The sequence below is a fragment of the Streptomyces piniterrae genome (assembly GCF_005048155.1).
GTDB classification, from domain to species: Bacteria; Actinomycetota; Actinomycetes; order Streptomycetales; family Streptomycetaceae; genus Streptomyces; species Streptomyces piniterrae.
Map to the genome: position 1 here is coordinate 226,833 of NZ_SUMB01000008.1, position 25,077 is coordinate 251,909.

General features: G+C 71.5%; 22 protein-coding genes and 1 pseudogene. 11 read left to right on the plus strand and 12 right to left on the minus strand.

Annotated features, from left to right (window positions below; genetic code table 11):
- Positions 1 to 31 precede the first annotated feature (31 nt).
- Together FCH28_RS23370 and FCH28_RS23375 are read left to right on the plus strand one after the other, a co-directional pair.
- Positions 32 to 1,711, plus strand: a complete 1,680-nt coding sequence (locus FCH28_RS23370) for a sensor histidine kinase (protein ID WP_136742217.1) — start codon at positions 32 to 34, stop codon at positions 1,709 to 1,711.
- A 237-nt stretch (positions 1,712 to 1,948) separates the two neighbouring features.
- Positions 1,949 to 3,103: a M23 family metallopeptidase gene (locus tag FCH28_RS23375; RefSeq protein WP_136742065.1), complete on the plus strand. Its 1,155-nt coding sequence runs from the start codon at positions 1,949 to 1,951 to the stop codon at positions 3,101 to 3,103.
- A 73-nt stretch (positions 3,104 to 3,176) separates the two neighbouring features.
- Here FCH28_RS23375 and FCH28_RS23380 read toward each other — a convergent pair whose 3' ends face one another.
- Entirely contained in the window at positions 3,177 to 4,040 is an 864-nt protein-coding gene (locus FCH28_RS23380; RefSeq protein ID WP_136742066.1) for a Cof-type HAD-IIB family hydrolase, read from the minus strand.
- A 177-nt stretch (positions 4,041 to 4,217) separates the two neighbouring features.
- Here FCH28_RS23380 and FCH28_RS23385 point away from each other — a divergent pair, with 177 nt between their 5' ends.
- From FCH28_RS23385 to pspAB, 3 genes are all read left to right on the plus strand, one after another.
- Positions 4,218 to 5,114, plus strand: a complete 897-nt coding sequence (locus tag FCH28_RS23385) for an LLM class flavin-dependent oxidoreductase (RefSeq protein WP_187363903.1) — start codon at positions 4,218 to 4,220, stop codon at positions 5,112 to 5,114.
- 228 nt (positions 5,115 to 5,342) lie between these two features.
- Positions 5,343 to 6,242, plus strand: coding sequence for a zinc metalloprotease HtpX (gene htpX, locus FCH28_RS23390; protein WP_136742068.1), 900 nt, complete (start codon positions 5,343 to 5,345; stop codon positions 6,240 to 6,242).
- A gap of 163 nt (positions 6,243 to 6,405) precedes the next feature.
- Positions 6,406 to 6,969, plus strand: a complete 564-nt coding sequence (pspAB, locus tag FCH28_RS23395) for a PspA-associated protein PspAB (RefSeq protein ID WP_136742069.1) — start codon at positions 6,406 to 6,408, stop codon at positions 6,967 to 6,969.
- A gap of 52 nt (positions 6,970 to 7,021) precedes the next feature.
- Here the strand turns inward: pspAB and FCH28_RS23400 are convergent, their stop codons facing one another.
- Both FCH28_RS23400 and FCH28_RS23405 read right to left on the minus strand, forming a co-directional pair.
- Positions 7,022 to 7,564 carry an RNA 2'-phosphotransferase gene (locus tag FCH28_RS23400; RefSeq protein WP_136742070.1) on the minus strand — a complete coding sequence of 181 codons (543 nt, stop codon included), beginning with the start codon at positions 7,562 to 7,564 and terminating at the stop codon, positions 7,022 to 7,024.
- A gap of 112 nt (positions 7,565 to 7,676) precedes the next feature.
- Complete coding sequence (locus FCH28_RS23405; RefSeq protein ID WP_136742071.1) at positions 7,677 to 8,318, minus strand: PadR family transcriptional regulator; 642 nt, start codon at positions 8,316 to 8,318, stop codon at positions 7,677 to 7,679.
- A 214-nt stretch (positions 8,319 to 8,532) separates the two neighbouring features.
- Here FCH28_RS23405 and FCH28_RS23410 point away from each other — a divergent pair, with 214 nt between their 5' ends.
- Positions 8,533 to 9,123 (plus strand): hypothetical protein, encoded by a 591-nt coding sequence (locus FCH28_RS23410; protein ID WP_136742072.1) that lies wholly within the window; start codon positions 8,533 to 8,535, stop codon positions 9,121 to 9,123.
- Positions 9,120 to 10,469: a carotenoid oxygenase family protein gene (locus tag FCH28_RS23415; RefSeq protein WP_136742073.1), complete on the plus strand. Its 1,350-nt coding sequence runs from the start codon at positions 9,120 to 9,122 to the stop codon at positions 10,467 to 10,469. The genes FCH28_RS23410 and FCH28_RS23415 overlap by 4 nt, the downstream gene beginning before the upstream one ends.
- Positions 10,470 to 10,559: 90 nt before the next feature.
- Here FCH28_RS23415 and FCH28_RS23420 read toward each other — a convergent pair whose 3' ends face one another.
- The 4 genes and pseudogenes from FCH28_RS23420 to FCH28_RS23435 all read right to left on the minus strand — a co-directional run bounded on the left by FCH28_RS23420 (position 10,560) and on the right by FCH28_RS23435 (position 14,935).
- Positions 10,560 to 11,759 (minus strand): MerR family transcriptional regulator, encoded by a 1,200-nt coding sequence (locus FCH28_RS23420; protein WP_136742074.1) that lies wholly within the window; start codon positions 11,757 to 11,759, stop codon positions 10,560 to 10,562.
- An 11-nt stretch (positions 11,760 to 11,770) separates the two neighbouring features.
- A pseudogene (locus tag FCH28_RS23425) lies at positions 11,771 to 11,980 on the minus strand (hypothetical protein); the annotation flags it as partial.
- Between the two features lie 241 nt (positions 11,981 to 12,221).
- Entirely contained in the window at positions 12,222 to 14,027 is a 1,806-nt protein-coding gene (locus tag FCH28_RS23430) for an SDR family oxidoreductase (protein ID WP_281289755.1), read from the minus strand.
- 41 nt (positions 14,028 to 14,068) lie between these two features.
- Complete coding sequence (locus tag FCH28_RS23435; protein WP_136742075.1) at positions 14,069 to 14,935, minus strand: M24 family metallopeptidase; 867 nt, start codon at positions 14,933 to 14,935, stop codon at positions 14,069 to 14,071.
- A gap of 302 nt (positions 14,936 to 15,237) precedes the next feature.
- Here FCH28_RS23435 and FCH28_RS23440 point away from each other — a divergent pair, with 302 nt between their 5' ends.
- From FCH28_RS23440 to FCH28_RS23455, 4 genes are all read left to right on the plus strand, one after another.
- Positions 15,238 to 16,305, plus strand: a complete 1,068-nt coding sequence (locus tag FCH28_RS23440) for an ABC transporter ATP-binding protein (protein ID WP_246103097.1) — start codon at positions 15,238 to 15,240, stop codon at positions 16,303 to 16,305.
- Entirely contained in the window at positions 16,295 to 17,245 is a 951-nt protein-coding gene (locus FCH28_RS23445) for an ABC transporter permease subunit (RefSeq protein ID WP_222852445.1), read from the plus strand. Before FCH28_RS23440 ends, FCH28_RS23445 begins: the two co-directional genes overlap by 11 nt.
- The gene (locus tag FCH28_RS23450) at positions 17,242 to 18,153 is read left to right on the plus strand and encodes an ABC transporter ATP-binding protein (RefSeq protein ID WP_136742076.1); all 912 of its coding nucleotides are present in this window, start codon (positions 17,242 to 17,244) and stop codon (positions 18,151 to 18,153) included. The genes FCH28_RS23445 and FCH28_RS23450 overlap by 4 nt, the downstream gene beginning before the upstream one ends.
- Positions 18,154 to 18,232: 79 nt before the next feature.
- Entirely contained in the window at positions 18,233 to 18,952 is a 720-nt protein-coding gene (locus FCH28_RS23455; RefSeq protein WP_136742221.1) for an ABC transporter permease, read from the plus strand.
- Between the two features lie 39 nt (positions 18,953 to 18,991).
- Here FCH28_RS23455 and mltG read toward each other — a convergent pair whose 3' ends face one another.
- The 5 genes from mltG to FCH28_RS23480 form a co-directional block, all read right to left on the minus strand.
- Complete coding sequence (mltG, locus tag FCH28_RS23460; RefSeq protein ID WP_136742077.1) at positions 18,992 to 19,816, minus strand: endolytic transglycosylase MltG; 825 nt, start codon at positions 19,814 to 19,816, stop codon at positions 18,992 to 18,994.
- A 681-nt stretch (positions 19,817 to 20,497) separates the two neighbouring features.
- The gene (locus tag FCH28_RS23465) at positions 20,498 to 21,787 is read right to left on the minus strand and encodes a CynX/NimT family MFS transporter (RefSeq protein WP_136742078.1); all 1,290 of its coding nucleotides are present in this window, start codon (positions 21,785 to 21,787) and stop codon (positions 20,498 to 20,500) included.
- A gap of 174 nt (positions 21,788 to 21,961) precedes the next feature.
- Positions 21,962 to 22,672, minus strand: a complete 711-nt coding sequence (locus FCH28_RS23470; RefSeq protein ID WP_136742079.1) for a FadR/GntR family transcriptional regulator — start codon at positions 22,670 to 22,672, stop codon at positions 21,962 to 21,964.
- A 290-nt stretch (positions 22,673 to 22,962) separates the two neighbouring features.
- Positions 22,963 to 24,456 (minus strand): diaminopimelate decarboxylase, encoded by a 1,494-nt coding sequence (gene lysA / locus FCH28_RS23475; protein ID WP_246103099.1) that lies wholly within the window; start codon positions 24,454 to 24,456, stop codon positions 22,963 to 22,965.
- 13 nt (positions 24,457 to 24,469) lie between these two features.
- Positions 24,470 to 24,787, minus strand: a complete 318-nt coding sequence (locus tag FCH28_RS23480; RefSeq protein WP_246103101.1) for an SAV_915 family protein — start codon at positions 24,785 to 24,787, stop codon at positions 24,470 to 24,472.
- Positions 24,788 to 25,077 lie beyond the last annotated feature (290 nt).

A 25,077-nucleotide genomic window follows, 5' to 3' on the forward strand; every position in this document is an offset into this window, starting at 1 on the left:
CGTGGAAAGCGACGGCACCCGCCGCGACCCCATGGCCGCCGCCACCGAGGCCACCCGCAGCCTTCAGGGCCTGTCCGCCGAGTTGACCGCCCGGGTGCCGCAACTGCTGGAGGCGATGCGGTCCGTCGGCGCGGGACTGGATCTGCACATCACCCTCGACCGGATCGTGCAGACCGCGGCCGAGCTCGCCGACGCCCGCTATGCCGCGATCGGGATCATCGACGACGCCCGCGAGGGGCTGGCCGACTTTGTGACGTACGGCGTCACCGGGCGGGACCACGAGCGGATCGGCGCCCTGCCCGACGGCCACAAGGGCCTGCTCGGGGCGCTCATCCACGACCCGAAGCCGCTGCGCCTGGCCGACCTCACGCAGGATCCGCGCTCGGCCGGATTCCCGCCGGGGCATCCCCCGATGCGGACGTTCCTGGGAGTGCCGATCCGGGTCCAGGGCGAGATCTTCGGCAATCTCTATCTGACGGAGAAGCGCGGCGGCGGGGAGTTCAGCGAGGAGGACCTGCACATGGTGCGGATCCTCGCCACCGAGGCGGGCATCGCGATCGGCAACGCCCGCCTGTACGCGGCGACCCGGCAGCGCGAGCGCTGGATCGACGGCTCGGTGGCGGTGACCACCGAACTCCTCGCGGGCAGCGATGTCGACGACGCGCTCGCGGTCGTCGCCGAACAGGCGCGGAAGCTGGCGGACTCGGCGGCCGGCATCGTGCTGCTGCCCGACGACGAGGGCGGTCTGGAGATCGTCGCGGTGTCGGCGGACGACCCCACCGGGATCATGGGCACACGGATTCCGCCCGACAGCCCGGTGTCCGAGCAACTCCTCGCCGGGGAGCCGGTGTTCGTCGACGACTCGGCCACCGACCCCCGCATGGTCACGGCCATCGCACCGCGCTTCGGCCCGAGCATGATGCTGCCGCTCAAGAGCGGCGGCCGGGTGCTGGGCACCCTCGCGACGCCACGTGTGCGGGGCGCCAGCCCGTTCACCGGCGCCGAGCGGACGATGGCCACCCAGTTCGCGGCACAGGCCGCGCTGGCCCTGGTGCTGGCCGACGCGCAGCGCGACCGGGAGCGGCTCGCGGTGTACGAGGACCGCGACCGGATCGCCCGTGACCTGCACGATCTCGTCATCCAGCGGCTGTTCGCGACCGGGATGATGCTGGAGACCGCGCAACGCAGGGCCGTCGTCCCGGAGGTGAACGAGGGGATCGGCAGAGCCGTCGACGAACTGGACATCACCATCCAGGAGATCCGGACCGCGATCTTCGCGCTCCAGCAGGGGCCGGCCGAGGCGCCGTCCGGGCTGCGCACCCGGGTGCTGCGCGAGATCGGCACCGCCGCCGTACCGCTCGGCTTCCAGCCGTCGGCGCAGTTCGTCGGCCCGGTCGACTCCCGTGTCGGCGAGCTGACCGGCAAGAACCTGATCGCCGCGCTGCGCGAGGCGCTGTCGAACGCCTTCCGGCACGCCCGGGCATCCCGGATCGAGGTCGTCGTCGACTCGACGGTCACCCTGCCGGACGGCACCGACGGCGTACGGCTGACCGTCGCGGACGACGGTACCGGCATCCCCGAGGGCGGCCGCCGCAGCGGTCTGAGGAACCTCGCGAAGCGGGCGGAATCCCTGGGGGGTTCGAGCACCTACGGCCCCGGGCTGGGCGACGAGGGCGCCGGAACGATGGTGACGTGGGAGGCGCCGTTGTGAAGGGAGCCGGGGCCCGGCCCAGGGCGGCGGGGCTGGGCCGTTCGGGGCTTGGGGCGCCGGCGGGGGCCTGAGATCCCGCGACCCCGGGCCCGTTTGCGCGATTATCTGGCCATGTGCCCGTCTGTGTGTCGGAGGGAACGGGGGCGGGGAAGGGGGCTGGTCCGGCGCGCCGGTGCGGAGGGGGCGGACACACGCTCCGTGGCCTATGCGACCGCTGGGACCTCTGTGCTTTCCGTGGTGAGTGCGATTGTCCTGATCTTTTCGGTGGTCTGCGGGGCGTTCTGGGGGAACAGTCCGTTTTCTGCCGGGACCGATGCGCCCCCCGCGGGAACGCGCGGGCGGCCCGGCGCGTACGCCGCCCACCCCGCCGGGTACGTCGCGCACCCCGGCGCTGCCCGCCGCGTGCGGCGCAGCGCCGCTCAGCGACTGGCCGATGTGAGCTTCGCGGTGATGCGGCTCGGCGAGGCGGCGCGTCGCACGGGCCGGTTGTACGCGCAGCAGCGGAGCGCGGCCTGGGCGCAGCGCGTCGAGCGCGACCGGCTGCAGACGGCGCTGCGCCGCGAGCGCCGCACGGCCGCCGCGTTGCGCCGTACGGTGGGCGCGATCGCCGGCGCGCAGTACCGCACCGGCAGCATCGTGGCGTACACCCTGCGCATCACCGGCTCAGGCGCGGGAAAGTCGCTGGTCAGAGCGCACGAGCAGGCGGACAGGCGGGAGCGTGCGCTGGCCGCGCGGGCGCGTTCCGCAGGCCGCGAGAGCCGGGTGCTGGCGGGTGAGAGTGCGACGGCGACCGCCCGCGCGGCCGCACTCACCGACCGCAGCGACCGTCTCAAGACGGCGCGTGAGCAGGCCAAGCGCGGGCTGGGAGCGGCCCGCGACGAGCTGCGGAACCTGGCGACCACCGCGTCCCGGAGCGGTTCCTGCGGCGGGCTGCCGCATGCGGTGTCCTCGGCCGCGGCGACCGTCGCCCCGGCGGCTGTGCCGCGCGGGGAATGGGTCCGCCCGGTGGAGCGCTATGACCTCTCCGCGCCCTTCGGGGGCGCGGGCGGCCACTGGGTCGGCCGCCACACGGGGCAGGACTTGAAGGTGCCCGTCGGCACCCCCGTGCGGTCCGTCGGCGCGGGCCGTATCGTCAGCCTGACCTGCGGCGACGGCTTCGGGATCAGCATGGTCGTACGGCATCGCCGCGATCTGTACTCGCAGTACGCGCATCTGTCCGCGGCGCTGGCGGGCCCCGGAGAGCAGGTGCGGCCCGGTGAGCGGATCGCGCTCTCGGGCGACACCGGCAACTCCACCGGTCCGCATCTGCACTTCGAGGTGCGGCGGACGCCGTCGTTGGGGTCGGGCGTCGACCCGGCGACGTGGCTGCGCGATCGGGGCGTAGGGCTTTAGGCGGCTCCTCAAGGACGCAGGCCCCTGAAGTCCCTTGAGAACGCAGCCCTGAAGCTCCCTTGGGAACGCAGCCCTAAAGATCTTCGAGAATGCGCTCGATGACCGTGGCGACGCCGTCGTCGTTGTTGGATCCGGTACGACGGGTGGTGGCGGCGAGCACCTCGGGGTGGGCGTTGGCCATGGCGTAGGACGTGCCGGCCCAGCTGAGCATCTCTATGTCGTTGGGCATGTCCCCGAAGGCCACGACCTCCTCCGGCGTGATCCCGCGCTCCGCGCAGCAGCGGGCGAGGGTCCCGGCCTTGCTGACGCCGAGCCCGCTGATCTCCAGGAGGGCGGTGGGGCTGGACCGGGTGAAGGACGCCAGGCCGCCGGCGGCCTTACGGGCCAGCGCGAGGAACGCGTCGGGGTCCATGTCGGGGTGGTGCGCGAGCAGCTTGAGTACGGGCTGGTCGAAGCCGGTGGGGGTGTCTTCGGCAAGCAGTTTCTCCGCCGGGGCGATGATCGCCGTGGGGTCGGCGTGGAACGGCGGGTACTGCGGCTCGTAGTGGAAGCCGCCGGTGCGCTCGACCGCGAACGAGGTGCCGGGGGCGGCGCTGCGCAGGGTCTCCACGACGGCCAGCGCGACCGCGCTCTCCAGCGGGCTGACCTCGACGATGCGCCCGCCGCGGTGCAGGTCGACGACGGCGGCGCCGTTCGCGCAGATGGCCAGGCCGTGGCCGTGCACATGGTCGCTGACCACGTCCATCCAGCGGGCCGGGCGCCCGGTGACGAAGAAGACCACGATGCCGGCCCGTTCCGCGGCGGCGAGTGCGGCGATCGTCCGGTCGGACACCGTCTTGTCGTCGTGCAGCAGGGTGCCGTCGAGATCGGTGGCGATCAGCCGGGGCGCAACGGCCGGCTCGGGCGCCCGGGGTGGCGTGGCGGGGGCATCAGTCACCCGGCCATCTTCGCCTACCGCTGTGCACAGGCGTGCGCTGGGTCGCGCGTATGAGCCGGACGGGACGCGGGGAGGGGCACGGTGTTCGGTGCGGTATACGTGTTATGTGAGGTCGGCGGCAGGTGGTGGGGAACCTGGGCACGGGGGCGCGCGGCCGGCCGCCGTACGCTCGTGGGTATGCGACTGAGTACCTTGATCCTCCCCGTGCGCCGTTGGTCCGAAGGCGGGCGGGAGGTGTGGCAGCGCGCCGAGGAGCTGGGTTTCCACGCCGCGTACACCTACGACCACCTCTCGTGGCGGAGCTTTCGCGACACGACCTGGTTCGGCGCCGTCCCGACGCTGACCGCGGCCGCGACCGCCACCTCCCGACTGCGTCTCGGCACCCTCGTGACCTCGCCGAACTTCCGGCATCCGGTCACCCTCGCCAAGGAACTCCTCTCGCTGGACGACATCAGCGGCGGCCGGATCACCCTCGGCATCGGGGCCGGCACCAACGGCTTCGACTCCACCGCCCTCGGCCAGGAGCAGTGGTCGCCGCGCGAACGGGCCGACCGTTTCGGTGAGTTCGTACCGCTCCTCGACAAGCTGCTGACCCAGGACGTCGTCACCTACGAGGGCACGCACTACTCCGCTGACGAGGCGCGCAATATCCCCGGCTGTGTGCAGCGGCCCCGGCTGCCGTTCGCGGTGGCCGCCACCGGGCCGCGCGGGCTGAAGCTGGCGGCCCGGTATGGCCAGGCCTGGGTGACGACCGGCGATCCGAAGGTCTCGAACGGAGGCGGTACGTCGGCCGATTCGCTCGTGGCGATCCGCGGGCAGGCGGAGCGGCTGGGGAAGGCGTGCGCCGAGGTGGGCCGTGATGCCGGCGAACTGCGGAAGATCATGCTGAGCGGCTTCACCCCGGACCGTCCGCTGGACTCCTTCGACGCGTTTGTGGACTTCGCGGGCGCCCACGCCGAGCTGGGCATCGACGAACTCGTCATCCACTGGCCGATCGCCGATTCGCTCTTCGAGGCCGATCTCGCGCTCTTCGAGCGGATCGCGACGGAGGGGTTGGCGCAGCTGGGCGGGTAGGCGAGGTGTCGGCGGACAGGCGAGGCGAGCCGGGGCGTCGGTGGCTGGGCGGGGCTGACGCATGTGCACCCCGCTGGCCTGGGCTTTATCCCGCAAAGAGTAAACAAGAGGGACAATCGAGGCAGCGGCGCAGTGCGCAGGGTGCGCGGCACGCGGTCCAGAGGCGGCGGCATGCCGGGCGCTCCGGCGCACTGCGCGAAGCGAAGCGCGGTGCGTTGCGGAGGAGCCATGGCACAGACCCGATTCGCCCCCGACCGCGGGCTGACCTCGCGCATGGTCACGACGATGTTCTTCATCGGTCTGCTGTACGTCGTGGTCGTCGGCGTGCTGGTGGTGCTGCTCAAGGGCGCCTGGGTGGTGATCATGCTTCTCGCGGGCGGCCTGTTCATCGCGCAGTTCTGGTTCAGCGACCGGATCGCCGCGTTCAGCATGGGCGCGCGCGAGGTGACGCCGGAGCAGGCGCCGGAGCTGCACGGTGCCGTCGACCGGCTGTGCGCGCTGGCGGACATGCCCAAGCCGCGGGTGGCGATCGCGGAGTCGGATGTGCCGAACGCCTTCGCGACCGGCCGGAACCAGAAGAATGCGATGGTCTGCGCCACGACGGGGCTGCTGCGCCGGCTGGAGCCGGAGGAGCTGGAGGGTGTGCTCGCCCATGAGCTCTCCCATGTCGCGCACCGCGATGTCGTGGTGATGACCATCGCGTCGTTCCTCGGCGTACTGGCGGGGATCATCACCCGGGCCGCCCTGTGGAGCGGCGTCGGACGCGACAACCGGGACCAGAACGCGGCCATCGCCGTGCTGATCGTCACCGCCGTCAGCGCCGTCGTCTACGCCATCAGTTTCCTGCTGACCCGGTTGCTGTCCCGTTACCGGGAGCTGTCCGCCGACCGCGCCGCCGCGATACTGACCGGGCGCCCCTCGGCGCTGGCATCCGCGCTGACCAAGGTCACGGGGCAGATGGCGCGGATCCCCACCCGCGATCTGCGGAAGGCGGAGCCGTTCAACGCCTTCTACTTCGCCCCCGCGTTCAACAAGGAGAGCTTCAACCGGCTGCTCTCGTCGCACCCGACGCTGGAGCAGCGGCTGGACCAGCTGGGCCGGATCTCCGCGCAGTTGGGGCGGTCGTGACGGGCTCCCCGTACGACCGATGGGCCGGCGGACCGCCGGCCGGCGGGGTCGGACGGGCCGACGAGCCGAGTGGCCACCGGGCCGACGAGCCGAGTGGCCAACGCGCCAACGGGTCGAAGGCCCAACGGGTCAACTGGACCAACCGAGTGAGGAGTTCGCGCGCATGGGATTTCTGGACGCCATTCTCGGCCGCAGCAAGCCGGTACGCCCCGATCTCGACCGGCTCTTCGCGCTGCCGTCCGCCGCCGTGACCTTGCAGGCCGGGGCCGGTTTCGTACCCACCGGGCTGGGGTCGGTGTGCTTCGCGAGCGTCGAGGGCGGCGCGTTCTCGCGCATCCAGGAGGAGGCGCGGGCGCTGCTGGACGGCCCGGTGGAGTTCGGCCAGGACGCGTACGGCTATACCTGGCTGCTCGCGCGGCATGCCCCGGAGGACGTGGCGGGCCTGGTCAACGACCTGCACGCGGTCAACACGTCCCTGGAGGAGGCGGGCTTCGGAGCGCAGCTGCTGTGCTCGTTGGTCGGGTTCCGCGATGAGCGGGAGCGGCCGCTGGCGCTGGTCTACCTCTACAAACGCGGCACGTTCTACCCCTTCGCACCACAGCCGGCCGGTGGCGAGAAGCGTGACAACCCGCTGGAACTCCAGGTACGGGCGATGCTCGGGGACGACCTGACGATCGAGAGCGATCTGGCGCGGTGGTTCCCGGTGTGGGGGGCTCCAGGGCTCTGATCCGCGCTGTACGCGCTGTCCACGGCCGCCTCGCCGACGGGGCGGCGGCAGCCTAGTCGGGGAAGCGGAGGAAGGTCGGCGGTACGTGGCCGGTGAGCCAGACCCCGTTGGCGCTGACCCGGAACACATGGCCGTCCCGGTGCATCGCCCCCGCGTCGACGGTCAGGACGACGGGCTTGCCGCGCCGCGCGCCCACCCGGGTCGCGGTTTCGCGGTCGGGAGAGAGATGGACGGCGTGCCGGGACATCGGCCGCAGCCCCTCGGCCCGGATGGCGGGGACATTGCGTGTCACGGTCCCGTGGAAGAGATACGCGGGGGGTTCGGCGGGCGGAAGATCGAGTTCGATACGCACGGAGTGGCCCTGGTTGGCGCGGATCCGCTCGTCCTCGATGGCGTAACGCTGCTTGTCGTTGTCGGCGACCACCGACTCCAACTCGGCCCGGGAGAAGCGGAATCCGTGCCGAGCCGCCGCATCGATCAGCTCCGGCACCGGGACCCAGCCCTGGGCGTCGAGGGTGATGCCGATCCGTTCCGGTTCATGGCGCAGATGCTTCGCCAGATACTTCGATATGCGCACCGAGCGCTGGTTGTTCATGCTTCCAGGGTGCCGCGCGAGGGGTCCGGAGGCATCTGATTTGCCGCTGGGCATCACTTCCCGGCGCGGAACTCCCCGGCGGAACCTCGCGGCCGAGCCTCCCGCCGGAGCCTCACTCCCCGTCCGTGGTCGCCCCGTGCCCCGCCCCTTCCTGCGCCCCCTCTCCTTCTCCTTCCCCTTCTTCTCCCTTCCCTTGCGCATGCTGGTGCCTCGCGAGCTCGCTCGCTTTCCTGGCCTTCGCGCTGGACACCTCCTCGGCGGCCCAGCGGGCCCATTCCTCCTGGGCCGCGGTCATGCGCAGGCCGTACTCCAGCGCGATCCGCCCGTAGACAGAGATCATTTCGTCGTCCCATGGGGCGGCCTTGTCGATGTGCTCGTACGCGGCGTGGGCACGGGCCGCGGATTCGGCCTGGTGCAGGAGGTACGTCCGCGCTTCGAGTGGGGTGACTATGCCGAGGAAGAAGACGCGCAGCAGGCCGTCATGGCGCTGGGGGCCGCTGGGCTCGACCTCGGTCAGCCAGTGGCGCAGCTCGGCCAGGCCGTCGTGGGTGATCGCGTATTCCTTGCGGCCGCGGGGGCCTTGGGCGGCGACCTCTACCAGGCCCGCGTTCGTGAGCTTGGAGAGCTCGCCGTAGACCTGGCTCTGAGTGGCGGGCCAGACGCTGGCGAGCGAGGCGTTGAACAGCTTCATCAGGTCGTAGCCACTGGCAGGGGATTCCGCCAGCAGACCCAGCACGGCATGTCTCAGGCTCATGGACAGCACTTTACCTTCCACTCTTGACATGTCAAAGCAGTACCTTCTATCTTCGACATGTCGAGATTGGAATGTGTGGGAGTTGGTGTGGTCGCGGTCAATCGGCGGCGACTGCAGAGCCGTTGACCACACTTCTCGGAACTGTTGACCACGCATCAGGTGATTGCACGTCGGATCGGCCGCATCGGAAGGCCGTGCGTGCAGAGGGGGAATCATGGTCTACCTGCGGAGCTTCATCCCATGGCTGGCCTTTGCCGGGGTGTCCGCGGCCGGCTGGCAGTGGGGTGCGCTGGCAGGTCTGGCGCTCTCGGTGGCGGTGCTCGTAGCGGACCGGGCCGGCGGGCTCTCGCTGGACTACCGCGTGCTGGAGTACGGCACGATCGTGTTCTTCGCGGCCCTCACGGTCCTGGCCTTCGCCCGGCCCGACAGCGGCCTCAAGGTCTACTGCGGCGCGCTCTCGATGGGCTGGCTGGCGGTCGTCTCCTGGGTGTCGATCGCCGTCCGGCGGCCCTTCACGATGGCGATCGCGCGCCGGATGACGCCGCCCGAGGTGTGGCGCACCGCGCTGTTCCGCCGGATCAATGTCGTGCTCACCGCCGCATGGGCGCTGTCCTTCACCCTCACCGCGATCGCCCAGACCCTCATCTCCGCCTACGGGCTGAACCCGCTCTTCTCGATCGTCATCCAGGCCGCCGGATTCGTCCTGCCCATGCGCTTCACCGCCACCTACCCGGAGCGAGCCAAGGCCCGCGCCCTGCAGGGGGCCGGTGCGCGCCCCGACCTCGAGGGAGGTCTGGTCTCATGACCACGGCGTCACCCACCACCGCGTCCGAATCCTCCGCTCCCGCACCGCACATGGCAGGCAACTTCGCTCCTGTGACGGACGAGCTGACCGCCTACGACCTCCCGGTCACGGGCACCATTCCGGCCGAGCTCAGCGGCTGGTATCTGCGCAACGGACCCAACCCGCGGGACGCCGCCTCGCCACACTGGTTCTTCGGCGACGGCATGGTCCATGGACTGCGTCTGGAGGGCGGCCGGGCCGTCTCCTACCGCAACCGCTGGGTCCGCACCTCGACCTTCACCGACGGCCCGCGCGTCGTCGACGGGCAGGGCCGTCGCGATCTGGCGGCGGGCGTGGCCAACACGCATATCGTCCGGCACGCCGGCCGCACCCTGGCCCTGGTCGAGTCGTCGTTTCCCTACGAAGTCGACTGCCGCCCCGCCCATGAGCTGGAGACCGTCGGCCCCTATGACTTCGACGGCCGGCTCACCACCGCCATGACCGCCCACCCCAAGACCTGCCCCACCACCGGCGAGCTGCACTTCTTCGGATACGCCAGCCGTACCGCGCCCTATCTCACCTATCACCGTGCCGACGCGGCCGGGGAGTTGGTCATCAGCCGCCCCATCGACGTATCGGCGCCGACGATGATGCACGACTTCCATCTGACCGCCGGCCATGTCATCTTCATGGACCTCCCGGTCGTCTACGACCGGGACCACCCCGGCATGCCGTACGGGTGGCAGCCGGAGCGCGGCGCCCGGCTGGGTGTACTGCGCCGCGACGATCCCTATGGTGAGGTCCGCTGGCTGCCCATCGACCCCTGCTATGTGTTCCACTCCCTCAACGCCCACGACGACGGCGACCAGCGGATCGTCCTCTACGTATGCCGCTATGCGGAGTTCGGCGGCAGGAGCCTGCCCCACCTCTGGCGCTGGACGATCGATCTCGCCGCCGGCACGGTCACCGAGGACCAGCTCGACGACCAGTTCAGCGAGTTCCCCCGGGTGGACGACCGCCTCGCCGGGCAACCGGCCCGCTTCGGTCACGCCACCAGCGGCGAGTTGCCCGGTTCGGGCCCCATCCCCGGCGCCCTGCTCCGCTACGACCTGCGGACCGGCGCGGTCGTCCGGCATGACTTCGGGCCGGGGCGGACTCCGGGCGAGGCGGCTTTCGCGCCCGCCGACGACCGGCCAGGCGGCCCCGGCTGGCTGATCACCTACGTCTACGACGCCGCCACCGACACCAGTGATCTCGTCGTGCTCGACGCGGAGGACATATCCGCCGACCCCGTGGCCACGGTCCATCTTCCGCGACGCGTGCCGTACGGCTTCCATGGCAACTGGCTCCCGGATCCGGCCGGTTGACGACCGACAGGGCGCGCCTGAGGCCGCGCCCGACCTGAATCTTGACAACTGAAGAGAGGGCCGGGGCGGCGGGGGAGGCTGTGGCGGCGATCAGCGACGCGCGGCCGGGGGCGTTCCGGATGCGTTGGGCGCCTGATGGCAGCCCGTCGGCGCACGGTGGCCGGTCGCGGCGTGGCCGGGCGCTCCATGGCTGGGCGATCCATGGTCGGCTGGCGTTCCGTCGCCGGCGTCCGCCTCGTCCGCCGCCGAGGTCTGGCGTGCGGCCATGGCCAAGGTGTCCAAGGTGCGTGCATGGACCTCACGGTGCGCGGCGGCGGCAACGAAGGCGGCCGTGTTCTCCGGGCCCACCAGAGCACGCACGGCCTGCACGGTTTCGGCGGGGAGGGCCAGCGGCTCCGTGCCGGCCGCGGGACGGGGGTCTGCGACGGGCGCGGGGGCGCGGGCCGGGGCGGGGACGGGGATGGGGACCGAGGCGAGCTGGGGCGCTTCCGTCTCGTCGGCCGTACCGCCACCGCCGCAGTCGGCTGGGTCTGAGGCCGGCGGCAGCGCTTCGATGAGGTGGTGGCGGAGGTAGCGGGTCGCCAGCGTGCGCATGGCGCGGGCGAGTTCGGCATCCACCGTCTGCTGCGCGAGGGGACGCAGCCGCCGAACGAGGGCGGCGGCCTCCTCCGCTTCGGCTTCCGTCGGCGAGTGGTCCAGGAACGGCCGGAAGATGTGTTCGGTGGTGAAGTCCAGGAAACGGGAGGCGATGTGCTCGACCTGGCCACGCAGCTCGCGCAGATGGCCGGATATCGCCCGCAACGGAACGCCCGCGGAGTGCAGTTCGGCGGCGACCGCGAGCTCCTGGGGGCTGGGCACATGGAACTCGTCGTCCCGGCCCGGAACGCGTTCCAGGACACCCAGCTCGACGGCCTCGGACACCGCCGCCTCGTCGGGGGTGCCGCCGAAGGCGGTGTTCAGGTCGGCGCGGCTGATCCGGGACGCCTGCTCGTCGGTCCAGGGCCCGTCGATCTCGGCGACCAGGCCGAGGACGCCGCCGAGGTCGCGCCCCGCGTCCCAGGCCTCCAGCAGTTCCTTGATGCTGGCCAGGGTGTAGCCGCGGTCGAGCAGAGCGGCGATCTGGCGCAGCCGGGCCAGATGGGCGGCGCCGTAGACGTTGGCCCGGCCGCGGCGTTCCGGGCGGGGCAGCAGCCCGCGGTCCTGGTAGGCGCGGATCGTACGGACCGTGGCGCCGCTGATGTGGGCCAGGTCCTCGATGCGGTATTCGGCCGTCGGCGGCTGCTCGGTCACTGTGGTGCTCCTTACGAGATGGCCGCGCGCCGGGAGATGGCCACGCGGCCCGTCGCGCCCATCGCGCCCGCCGCGGTCCGCGCGGCCGGGGAGGACGCCAGACAGGCGGCGGCCGCGCGCAGCGACCCTTCCTGCGAGGGATGGTACGACCGCCGCGGATGCCGCGGATGCCGTGGTATCGCCGCTCTCAGCTCACGCCAGGTGGGCAACAGCCCCTTGTGCGAGGGGTGGTGGGGCCGTCGGGTACCGGGTTCAGGGGCGTCCCGCGCCAGTCGGACGACCCGGCGCGGTGCGGTCGGGTGGTGCTGCTGGGACCGGGGCGTGCTCATGCCGATGCCTCGCTTCGCTCGCTGATGCGCCCCTGACGTGCGTGGGTCTCGGGATTTCGGTGGGGCGCGCCGGACCGGGAGGCTCTCCGGCCCGGACGCGCCGTGGGGTGGGTGCGGCAAAGACGACCCGGCACTACCGGGGCGGCTCGATGCGGGCGATGGCGCGCAGCGCTCGCGGAGTGAAGCGGGACATCAGGTGGGCGCCGCGGGCCTCGGGGGTGACGGGCACCACCGCCTGGTTGCGGACCACGGCACGCAGGGTGGCGTCCGCGACCTTCTCCGGCGGGTAGTTGCGCCTCCCGTACAGGCGTGCCGCCTCGGTCTGGCGACGCTTCTCCTCGTCGGCCGAGACACCGGCGAATCGCGCGGTGCTGGTGATGCCGGTGTTGACGAAGCCCGGACAGATGGCCGAGACGCCGATGCCCTGACCCGCCAGCTCGGCGCGCAGGCACTCGCTCAGCATCAGGACGGCCGCCTTGGAGGTGCTGTAGGCCGGCAGGACGCGGGACGGCGAGAAGGCTGCGGCCGAGGCGGTGTTGACGATATGGCCGCCCTGCCCACGGTCCGCCATCCGCTTGCCGAAGACCCGGCAGCCATGGATGACACCCCACAGATTGACGTCCAGGACCTTCTTCCAGTCCTCGGTGCTGGTCTCCATGAAGGAGCCGGACAGCCCGATGCCGGCGTTGTTCACCAGCACGTCGACGGTCCCGTATTCGGTGTCGACCTTGTCGGCGAGCTTCTCCATCGCCGCCTCGTCCGAGACGTCGACGGCCTCGCCCCAGGCCTGAGGGGCGCCGATCAGCCGCGCCATGTCGGCGGTCCGCGCGGCGCCCTCCGCGTCCCGGTCGACGGCGATGATCCGGGCGCCGGCCTCCGCGAAGGCGAACGCCGTCGCCCGGCCGATGCCGCTGGCCGCGCCGGTCACCAGCACCAGCTGTCCGCCGAAGCGGTCGGCGTACGGGCCGGATGCCGCGATCTCCCTCGCCGGATCGCCCTCCTCCTTGGCGGTGACGAACTCGGTGATCCAGGAGACCAGTTGGTCGGGGCGGGTGCGCGGCACCCAGTGCTTGGCCGGCAGGGTGCGGCGCACCAGCTGCGGTGCCCACTGCTCCAGGTCGTCGTAGAGCCGCTGGGAGAGGAACATGTCGCCGGTCGGGGTGATGAGCTGGACCGGGCAGTGCGCGTAGGCGTCGGCGCGGGGGCGGCGCAGCCGGGCGCGGACGTTGTCGCGGTAGAGCCAGGCGCCGTGCGCGGCGTCGGTCGGCAGCGAGGCGGTCGGATAGCCGCCGCCCGGCACCTTCTCCATGCGCCGCAGGATGGCCGGCCAGCGCTTGCCGAGCGGGCCCTTCCAGGCCAGTTCGGGCAGCACGGGGGTGTGCAGCATGTAGACGTACCAGGACTTGGCGCCCTGGTTGAGGAGCTGGGCGGTGCGCCGTGGGGTGGGGCGGGCCAGCCTCTTCTTGATCCAGTGGCCGAAGTGGTCCAGGGACGGTCCCGACATGGAGGTGAAGGACGCGATCCGGCCCTCCGTACGCCGGACCGTGGCGAACTCCCAGGCCTGCACGGATCCCCAGTCATGGCCCACCACATGGACGGGGCGGCCGGGGCTGACTGCGTCCGCGACAGCGAGGAAGTCGTCCGTCAGCTTCTCCAGCGTGAAGCCGCCGCGCAGCGGCTTCGGGGCGGTGGAGCGACCGCAGCCCCGGACGTCGTAGAGCACCACATGGAAACGGCTCGCCAGGCCGCCGGCGACCTCGGACCACACTTCCTTGCTGTCCGGATAGCCATGCACCAGGATCACCGTCGGCTGCGCCGGATCCCCCAGCTCGGCGACGCACAGCTCGACCCCGCCGGTGTGCACCCAGCGCTCCCGCGCCTCCTGGAGCCCGGCCCCGGTCACCGGGCCGGAGCCCGGTCCATGCCCGGATCCCGGCACCTTTCCACGGCCCTTGCTCTTGTCCCGTCCACGTCTCGTGTTCACGCGGCCTTCTCCTCCTGCCAGCGCCGCACATGCGGCAGATCGTCGTCCAGCCAAAAGGCGCTTTCCTGCGGGTCCTTGGAGTCGGTGACGACCAGGATCTCCTCGAACTTCGCGCCCGTGCCCCGGAATCCCAGGTGCGGTTCGACCGCCCACAGCCCCGGCTGCGGCGGGTGGTCGGAGAAGGTGTACGGGCTCCACAGCGGGGACCAGCCGTCACGGTGACCGTGCAGCGCGTCGGAGGCGAGGCCCTTGAGGGACTGGGTGCCGAATCCGAACAGGGTGGGGGACCAGCGGCGTTCCCTGACCCGGTCGATCTTGTGCGCGATGACGCCGAAGGGATAGGCGCGATGACGGTTGGCGTACCCCTGCCGCACCATGAGCCGGTCGACGTCCTCGTAGATCTCCCGCAGTGAACGGCGCTCCCGCACCTCGCGCAGGATCAGCTCCCGATGCGCTTCGAGGTCGGCGAGCAGCCGGTCGTGCACGGGGTTCAGCCCGAGGCAGCCGGAGTAGCCGATATCGGCCGTGAACCCCTTGTAGACCGGTGCCATGTCGAGGATGAAGGCCATCCCCGGTTCCAGCTCGCGGTTGGTGGGGAAGAACTGGAGCGGAATGCGGAAGTTGACGAAGGCCGTGCGGTCGCCGAACCAGGCGAACGGCAGATGGAACCAGTCCCGCACGCCGCGCTCGCGCAGCCACTCGCGCTGCATCCGCGCCGCCGCGCGCTCGGTGACCCCGGGCTTGAGCTGGCCGGCCACCGCCTCGGCGCAGGCATAGGCGAGTCGCTGGACCTCTCTGAATCCCGCCAGCTCGGCGGTGATTTCTCCGGCTCCTGCTGAGGTCGCTGAGGTGACTGAGGCCATCGCCAACCGTCCGTCCGTGAGCAGTTCATCGCGGTACGCGCCCGTAACTTGACACTGATGAATGTGACAATGACCGGCGGCTGCGTCAAGGGGTGTGCAGCGGGCGAGGCGCCGCCACCGCGATCCCGCACCGTCCCGGGCCCTCGCGCCGCCCCTCGCTCCCGCCCCCACCCTGACGTGAACCCTGACTCCAGGCCGCCCCAGGCAGGACATCCCCTAGGGGCTTGTAATCCCGGAGAGGTAGGAAGCTTCCAGCCTCAGGGCTGACGACTGGTGTGGCGGCCGCCACTACCGTCGAAGACGTGACTGTGATCGTGACCGAAAGCCTGAGCAAGCGGTTCCCGCGGGTGACCGCCTTGGACCGGCTCTCCGTTGACATCGCCCCCGGCGTAACTGGCCTGGTGGGTGCCAACGGCGCCGGCAAGTCCACCCTGATCAAGATCCTCCTCGGCCTGGCCCCGGCCACCGAAGGGACCGCGCGCGTCCTCGGCCTGGACGTGACCAAGGACGGCGGCACCATCCGTGAGCGGGTCGGCTACATGCCCGAGCACGACTGCCTCCCGCCCGACGTCTCGGCCACCGAGTTCGTCGTGCATATGGCCCGAATGTCCGGCCTGCCGCCGACCGCCGCCCGCGAGCGCACCGCCGACACCCTGCGTCACGTCGGTCTCTACGAGGAGCGCTACCGGCCCATCGGGGGCTACTCGACGGGCATGAAGCAGCGCGTCAAGCTTGCCCAGGCGCTGGTCCACGACCCGCAGCTGGTGTTCCTGGACGAGCCGACCAACGGCCTGGACCCGGCCGGGCGGGACGAGATGCTCGGCCTGATCCGCCGCGTCCACACCGACTTCGGCATCTCCGTCCTGGTGACCTCCCACCTCCTCGGCGAGCTGGAGCGCACCTGTGACCATGTGGTCGTCATCGACGGCGGCAAGCTGCTGCGCTCCTCCTCCACGGATGAGTTCACGCAGGTCACGGCCTCACTGGCGGTCGAGGTCACGGACACCGACGCCCATCCGGACGGCACCGAGGCGCTGCGTGCGGCGCTGGTCGGCGCCGGTGCCGCGGTGACCACCGGCGCCGCCGGTGGGCGAAGCCTCGCCACGCCCGGACACGTCCTGTACGTCGAGGCGGCCGGCCACCAGACCTACGACCTGGTGCGGGACACCGTCGCCGGCCTCGGCCTGGGCCTGGTGCGGATGGAACAGCGCCGCCACCAGATCGCCGAGGTCTTCCGCGACGCGGACGCGGCGGCCGACCCCGCCGCGCGCTCCCGGGCCAACCCGGGAGCCATCCCCGCCCAGACCGCCACCGAAGGCGCTCCGAGCGCCCCGCACATCCAGGACGGAGGCTCCCCCGATGTCGCCTGAGCCCACGACGTCCGTATCCGCGACGGCATCCGGACCAGCGGCACCCGCCGCGGTGCAGAACGCCCCGTCCGGCGCGTACATCCACAACATCGGCTACCGGCATTACGACGGCCCTCGCCTCGGCCGCGCCTACGCCCGCCGGTCGCTCTTCTCGCAGAGCCTGCGCGGCGCCTACGGGCTGGGCCGGTCGGCCAAGAGCAAGGTGCTGCCGATGCTGCTGTTCGCGGTGATGTGCCTGCCCGCCGGAATCGTGGTCGCGGTGGCCGTGTTCACCAAGGCCAGCAGCCTCCTCATCGACTACACCCGCTACGCCATCTTCCTCCAGGCCGTCATCGGCCTCTACCTCGCCGCCCAGGCCCCGCAGTCCGTCTCCCGCGATCTGCGCTTCAAGTCGGTCCCGCTGTATTTCTCCCGCCCCATCGAGCGGGTCGACTATGTCGTGGCGAAGTTCGCGGCCATGGCGAGCGCCCTGTTCATCCTCACCGCCGCTCCCCTGGTGATCCTTTACGCCGGAGCTCTGCTGGCGAAGCTGGACTTCCTCGACCAGACCAAGGGGCTGGGCCAGGGGCTGGTGTCCGTCGCGCTGCTCTCGCTGCTGTTCGCCGGGATCGGCCTGGTCATAGCCGCGCTCACGCCGCGCCGCGGGTTCGGCGTCGCCGCGGTGATCGCCGTACTCACCATTCCGTACGCCGCCGTGAGCGCCGTCCAAAGCATCGCCTCCGTCCAGGGCAACGAAGCCGCCGCCGGCTGGCTCGGGTTGTTCTCCCCCATCACGCTCATCGACGGCGTGCAGACGAAGTTCCTCGGCGGAACCAGCTCGTTCCCCAACAACCTGGAGCCGTCCACCGCCGCCGGATTCGTCTATCTCCTCGTCACGCTGATCGTCATCGCCGGCTGCTACGCCCTGCTGATGCGCCGCTACAGGAAGGCCGGGCTGTGACCTCCCTCCACATCGACCACGTCTCGCGCTGGTTCGGGAATGTCGTCGCCGTCAACGACATCACGATGACCATCGCCCCCGGCGTCACCGGCCTGCTCGGCCCCAACGGCGCCGGTAAATCCACCCTCATCAACATGATGGGCGGTTTCCTCGCGCCCTCCAACGGCACCGTCACCCTCGACGGCACCACCATCTGGCGCAACGCCGGCATCTACCGCCACATCGGCATCGTCCCCGAGCGCGAGGCGATGTACGACTTCCTCACCGGCCGTGAATTCGTCGTCGCCAACGCCGAGTTGCACGGTCTCGGCCGGGCCGAGGCGGCCAGGGCGCTGGCCACCGTCGAGATGGAGTACGCCCAGGACCGCAAGATATCGACATACAGCAAGGGCATGCGGCAGCGCGTGAAGATGGCCTCCGCGCTGGTCCATGATCCGTCCGTGCTGCTGCTGGACGAGCCGTTCAACGGCATGGACCCGCGCCAGCGGATGCAGCTGATGGAGCTGCTGCGTCGGATGGGCGACGAGGGCCGCACGGTGCTGTTCTCCTCGCACATCCTCGAAGAGGTCGAGCAACTGGCCTCGCACATCGAGGTGGTGGTGGCCGGCCGGCATGCCGCGTCCGGTGACTTCCGCAAGATCCGCAGGCTGATGACCGATCGCCCGCACCGCTATCTCATCCGGTCCGACAACGACCGGGCGCTGGCCGGGGCACTGATCGCCGACCCCTCGACGGCCGGCATCGAAGTGGACCTCGCCGAAGGCGCCCTGCACATCCAGGCCATCGACTTCGCCCGCTTCACCGAACTCCTGCCGCGGGTCGCCCGCGACCACGGCATCCGCCTTCTGACGGTCTCGCCCTCCGACGAGTCGCTGGAATCCGTCTTCTCCTACCTGGTTGCGGCCTGAGGCCTGAAAGGAGCCCCGACGCATGTCCACGACCTCACCGGCGACCTCGCCGCCGGCCTTGACCTCTCCGAAGGCCTCGTTGTTCAACCCGACCGTCGCCCGGCTCACGTATCGCGCCCTGCTCGGTCGGCGCCGCGCCCTGATCCTCTTCGCGCTGCCCGCCCTCCTGGTGGCCATCGCGATCCTCGTCCGCTCGCTGGTCGGAGCCGACGACACCACCGCCAACGGCATCCTGGGCGGCTTCGCGCTCGGCACGATGGTGCCGCTGATCGGCGTCATCGCCGGAACGGGCGCGATCGGCCCGGAGATAGACGACGGCTCGGTGGTCTATCTGCTCGCCAAGCCGGTGTCCCGGTCGACGATCATCTTCACCAAACTGCTGGTCGCGATCGGGGTGACGGTGGCCTTCTCCGCCGTCCCCATCCTGGTCGCCGGCTTCGTCCTGAACGGCAACAGCCAGCAGATAGCGGTGGCGTACGCCCTGGCGGCGGCCGTCGCGTCGATCGCCTACAGCGCGCTGTTCCTCTTCTTCGGCACGGTCACCCGGCACGCCGTCGTCTTCGGCCTGGTCTACGCCCTGGTCTGGGAATCCCTCTTCGGGAACCTCGTCCCCGGTGCGAAGACCCTCAGCGTCCAGCAGTGGGCGCTGGCGGTGGGCCAGAAGATAGGCGCGGAGGGAGCGATCACCTCCGACGTCCAACTGCCGCTCGCGATATCCCTGCTGGCCGCCGTCACGGTCGCCGCGACCTGGTACGCCGGGCGCCGGCTGACGTCCCTGACGCTGGCGGGCGAGGAGTAACGGAGCGGGCGAGGAGCAACGGAGGGGACGGCGGCGCGCTCAGGCGCCGTCGCCGTCACCACCGGCGCTCTTCTGCTGGTCGTTGAACTCCCGGACGTTCTTCAGGTGTTCCTGGTAGCTGGCGGTGAAGCGGGTGTCACCCGGCTTGACGGTGACGAAGTAGAGCCAGTCGCCCTTGGGCGGCGCACCCGCCGCCTTCAGGGCGTCCGCCCCGGGGTTGTCGATCGGGGTGGGTGGCAGGCCCTCGTGCCGGTAAGTGTTGTACGGGCTGTCGGTCTTGGTGTCGGAGTGGCTGGTGTTGAGGGTGCTGCGGCCCAGGGCGTAGTTGATCGTCGAGTCCATCTGCAGCGGCATGTTCTGGGCGATCCGGTTGCTGATGACCCGGGCGACCTTGCCCATGTCGCCGGGCCGGTCCGCCTCGGCCTGGACGATGCTGGCGATCACAACGGTCCGGTAGGAGGCGATGCCGTCCGCGGCGAGCCGCTGGTTGGCGGTGCGGACCATGTAAGAGAGCAGTGAGGCGGGGGTGGTGTCGTCGCCGATCGGATATGTCGCTGGGAAGAGGTACCCCTCCGGCTTGCCCTTCGCCTCATCCGGCAGTGCGAGCCGCGCGGTCCTCGCGGCCTTGGCGGTGGTGCCGGGAGCCACATGCAGGGCCTTGTCGGCCTCGGCGTAGACCTGGGTGGCCCGTAGCCCTTCCGGGACCGTCAGCGTCTCCGCACGCTCCGGCCCGCCGCGCAGCAGCCGCGGCAGGATGAGCACGGCGAGAACGACCAGGACACAAAGGACGGCCACAAGAAGGAGCCGGCCGGTGCGGGAGAGCCGCGGACCTGACCGGCGAACGGTGCGCTGAACATCGCTCATGAGGGCACCGTAGGCCAGTCCGCCCGGCCACGGGACGGCCACCCCCGGCCCGGGACCGCCGCCAGCTGCCCCCGTCGGGCCCGGATGGCCGCCGGAATCCCTGGTCACTGCGCGCGGCCAGAGCGGTAGAACAGCCCACCACACCGGGCTGCTCCGGACCGGCGCATGGCGGGAGAGCCCGGTCCCTGCCGGGGGACGGTACCGGTCAGTCGTCACGGCCCGTCACCCCGACGCGACCAGGGCCCACCTGTCCCCGCGCTGCCCGTCACCCCGCGCGACGGGGCCGGTGCGTCCACAAGCTCTGCCCGTCGCCTCCGGCGCGCCCCGCGCCCCGCGACCCGTCCGACTGCCAGTCGCCTGCCCCCCGCACCACTGGGCCGGTGCGTACAGGCTCTGTCCCTCACCCCCCGACCACCCCCGACGTGACCTGGACCTAACAGACCGCCAACCGCCCGCCCGGCGCGACGTGCGCGCGACCCGGGGCGACGCGCGGAGGCTCCCTTCGCCGGTCCGAGAAGACCGGGCCCGCGCGCTACTGGAAGACGAGGGCGCGGATCCGGCCGGCTTCGGGTGCCTTCCTCATGCGTCGGATTCCCCGTCCGTCGGATTCCCCGTCCGTCGCTCCCGCCAAGCCGGCCCCCCCGCGCGCCCGCGCTCGGTGAGGCAAGCGGCTCGCGTTTCTTACCGCGCGTCCCCGATCCGGCGGTCTCGGCCGGCGCCCAGGGCCAGCAGGGCCAGGCCGGTGCAGACGGCGAGGAGGAGAGCGAGGGGGATGGTCCAGCCGTTGGTGGTCTGGTGGAGGGCGCCGAGGGCCAGGGGGCCGGCCGCGGCCAGGAGGTAGCCGCCGGTCTGGGCCATACCGGACAGGCGGGCGGCGGTGTGCGCGTCGCCGGAGCGGAGCACCATCATCGTCAGGGCCAGGCCGAGCGCGCCGCCCTGTCCGATACCGAGGAGCGCGGCCCACAGCCAGGCGCCGGCCACCGGCGCCACCAGCAGGCCGGTGACGCCGCTGGCCATCAGCGCGGAGACCGCCACCCCTAGCAGCCGCTGACGGCGCATCCGCCCCGCGAGCATCGGCACCACGAACGACCCCACCATCTGCACCAGCGTGCTGAAGGCGAAGACCAGCCCCGCCTCGCCCTTACCCATCCCGTGATCGGTGAAGATCGTCGGCATCCAGGCGATGATTACGTAGGCGATCAGCGACTGCGATCCCATGAACAGCGTGACCTGCCAGGCCAGCGGGGAACGGCTCAGCCGCGGGCCGTTCTCGGTGGTGTGCACGGGCGTGGCGGCGGCCCCACCCAGATGGGTGCCGCGGCGGGCGATGACCGCCTGAGGGATCCAGACGACGGCGGCCACGGCGGCCAGCAGCGACCAGGAGACCAGCGAGCCCTGCCAGCCGCCGAGGGCGTTCTCCAGCGGAACGGCGGAGGCGGCCGAGACGGTCGCGCCGAGGATCATCGCCGTGGAGTACAGCGCCGTCATGCCCGCGGCGCGTTCCGGGAAGTCCCGCTTGATCAGACCCGGCATCAGCACGTTCAGCAGGGCGATCGCCGTACCGACCACCGCGCAGCCGACGAACAGCGCCACGACGGGCGGGGCGATCCGCAGCGCGATGCCGCCGCACAGCAGCACCAACGCGGCGCACAGCGCCGTCTCCGTTCCCCAACGTCGGGCCAGCCTGGGCGCGATGATCGAACCGAGGCCCATGAAGATCAGCGGGATGGTCGTCACCAGGCTGCTGGCGGTCGCGGCCAGATGGAATTGCTCGCCGATCTCACTGAGCAGCGGAGAGACACCGGCCAGCGCCGCGCGCATGTTGAGCGCGGCGAGGACGATACCGGCCAGGAGGAGCGCCGGGTGGGCCCGGAGTCGTCGGCGGGCGGCGGCGACCTGCGATGCCGCGGCCAGATCCTGCTCGGCGTCGATCGAGTCGATCAAAGGGGCTTCGGACCTGGTCCCTGGCATGTGTGCGTACCTCGCCAATCGTGCGGTGTGGAGGGGGTTTGGGGGGAGGGGGCGGGCCCCGGGGCGCGCTGAGCAAACTCAGCGGAAGAGAAAGCAGGGGAAACAGGAGGAGAAGCAGGGGGAGAAATGGGGGCGCGGAGCGAGCCGAGGCAGAGGCAGGGACGCGGGGTCGGCTCAGCGCGCGGCGAGCAGGGCCTCGACGGCCCGCTTCGGCTTTTCCAGTAGCTCGCGGGTGGCCCGTTCCGCGCCCTCCGGGTCGCCCGACGCGATCGCGTCCAGGACGCGGCGGTGATCGCCGTGCACGACCCTCGGCATCGCCTGGTCGTCGAGCGCGGTGACCAGCGCCTCCCGCACCGAGCTGCTGAACCATCCGTACGTCGCCGTCAGTGCGGTGTTGTGCGCGGCCTCGACGACGGCCTTGTGGAAGGCGATGTCGTGATCGGCGTAGAGCTCGAGGCTGCCGGATCCGGGCCGGCCGTCCGCGTCGGCCAGTTCGGCCTGGGCATCCAGGGCCGCCCGCATCCGCTCCAGGTCGGCGGGCTCATGCCGTAGCGCGGCCAGCCGGGCGGCTTCCGCCTCCAGGGCGATCCGTACTTCCAGGACGTCACGGATACCGGCCCGCTGGATGCCGCGCATGATCTCGCCCGGGTCGGCGGTGGACACCACGAACGTGCCCTCGCCCTGCCTGGACCGCAGCATCCCGGCGTGAACGAGCACCCGGATCGCCTCGCGGACGGTGTTACGACCGACCTGGAGTTGTTCCGCCAGCGCGTGCTCGGTCGGGATACGGGCCCCGACCTGCCATTCCCCGGCGGACAGTTGGGACCGCAGGGCCTCGACGACGGTGTCCACGAGGGAGTGCCGTCCCGCCGCCTGCAGTGCCATGGCCGTCTGCCCTCCGTGTCCGCTCGTTGCCCTGCCCGTGTGGCGCGCGCATGCCGGCAGCGCGCATCACCGAGCTGCCAGTTGCCCAGTCATCCTACAACCGATTGATTCAGCGTACATAGAAGTCAGTGGGGGACGAAATGGCGAAGTCAGCGGGGAGGCGAATTGGAGAGGTCAGCGGGGAGACGAAATGCCGGTGCGGGGCCGCCCGGCACCGGCGAACCCCGCACCCCCACCACGTCACAACCCGCTAGCCCGCTAGCCCGCTAGCCCGCTAGCGCGCCAGCCCGCTACAACCCGATATCCCGCTCCCGGATATCGGCGAAGGACTCGCGACGTACGAGAAGCCGGGCCTGGCCGTCGGCGACCGCCACGACCGGCGGGCGGCCGACGAGGTTGTAACCGGAGGCCATCGAGAGGTGGTACGCGCCGGCCACGGGGACCGCGAGCAGGTCTCCGGGCCGGATGTCGCCGGGCAGCCGGACGTCCGAGGCGAGGACATCGCCCGCCTCGCAGTGCCGGCCGACGACGGTGACCGCCTCCGGCGCGACGGCCGAGCGGCGGCCGACGAGCCGGGGCGCGTAGCGCACCCCGTACAGCGCCGGCCGGGGGTTGTCGCTCATCCCGCCGTCCACCGCCACGAACAGGTGCGTCCCGGTCCGCTTGACGGTCAGCACCCGGTAGAGGGCGACACCGGCCGGGCCGGCGATGGCGCGGCCGGGTTCGACGGCGAGCCGTGGAACCGGCAGGCCGGCCGCCGCGCAGCCGCGGGCCAGCTCGGCACGGATCTTGGTTCCGAGGCAGGCGATGTCGAGGGCGGGCTCGCCGGGGAGGTAGGCGATGCCGTGGCCGCCGCCGAGGTCCAGCTCGGGCAGCGTGACGCCGTGCTGCTCGTGGATCCGCGCCAGCAGCCCGACCAGTCGCCGTACGGCCGACAGATACGGCTTGACGGTGGTGATCTGCGAGCCCAAGTGGCAGTGCAGGCCCACGAGTTCGAGACGTGGCTGGCCCAGCACCCGGGCGATGGCGTGCTGCGCGGAACCGTCCGCGACCGACAGTCCGAACTTCTGGTCCTCGGTCCCCGTACGGATCTTGGCGTGGCCGCCCGCGGCGATTCCCGGCACGACCCGGATCAGCACCTTCTGGCGGCTGCCCGCCGGGACCGCGGCGGCCAGCCGGGCGATCTCCGAGGTGCTGTCGATGACGATCCGCCCGACGCCGAGCCGCAGCGCGGTGCCCAGGTCGTCCGGGCTCTTGGCGTTGCCGTGCAGCACGATCCGCTCGGGCGGGTAGCCGGTGGTCACAGCCAGCTCCAGCTCGCCGGCGGAGCAGACGTCCAGGCCGAGGCCCTCCTCCTGGACCCAGTGCGCCATGGCGCGGCACAGGAACGCCTTGGCCGCGTAGAGGACATCGGCGTCCGGGAAAGCCCGCAGGTAGGCGCGGCAGCGGCGCCGGACCTCGTCCTCGTCCAGGACGTAGGTGGGCGTGCCGAAACGTTCGGCGAGCTCGGTGAGGGGGACGCCGCCCACAGCGAGGTCGGCCTGCGGGAGGGGGGTCGTGGACCCGGGCCAGATGGCGAGCGGATCGCTGTCGCGAGGCGCGCTCGGGGTGGCGGGCGGGGTCTCGACCGGAACGCGGGGGCGCTTGGCGCGGGCATCGGACCGGGCGCCCCGTGGCGCGGGGGCGACGGCGGTCCCGTACGACGGGGTGGCCACCGGGGGCGCGGGGGGTGTCGCGGGCACGTCAGTCTGGGGCAACGTGCCGTCGCTGATGGTGTGGCTCATGGTGTTCGCCCCCTCACGCGGCCCGTACGTGACGGACCCGGGACATCTCGGGGGCGAACCGTGGGTCGACGGTGACCGCGGTGGCTCCCAGGGGCTCGGTCAGAGCGCGGAGCGCGGGCTCGGAGAGCGTGACCCAGGGCTGGCCGCCGCCCAGGGCTTCGGTCAGCCGCTGCTGTGAGGTGAAGCCGACGGCGGTACGACCGCCGAGGGCAGTGCGAAACATGCGGGCCGTGCAGCCCGCGGGACCCGACCGGACGGGGACGAAGAGAGGTCCGGCCGGGACGCGATCGGCCGGTTCGGGATCTTCCGCGTACAGGGTGGTGTGGGACACGGTATTGCTCCTAGGGCAGAACATCGGCCCCGGACCGGTGGAAGACGCGTACGCCGGGGCTCGTCTCAGACGCTATTCCCGGAAAACCGGACAGCTGGGTGCTCGCTGACGCATCCTTGACGATTCCTGGACAGGACTTGACGCGATGTAGTCGCTGAGTGGCCGGGGGGCCACGGTTGGCGACCGAAGATCGGCGGTTGGTGGCGACTTCGCCACTTCCTGTGACGGGGCTGAACCCGCTTGATCGACCATGTGCACCCGCACCCCCGCCCGCACCCCGCCGGCGAAGC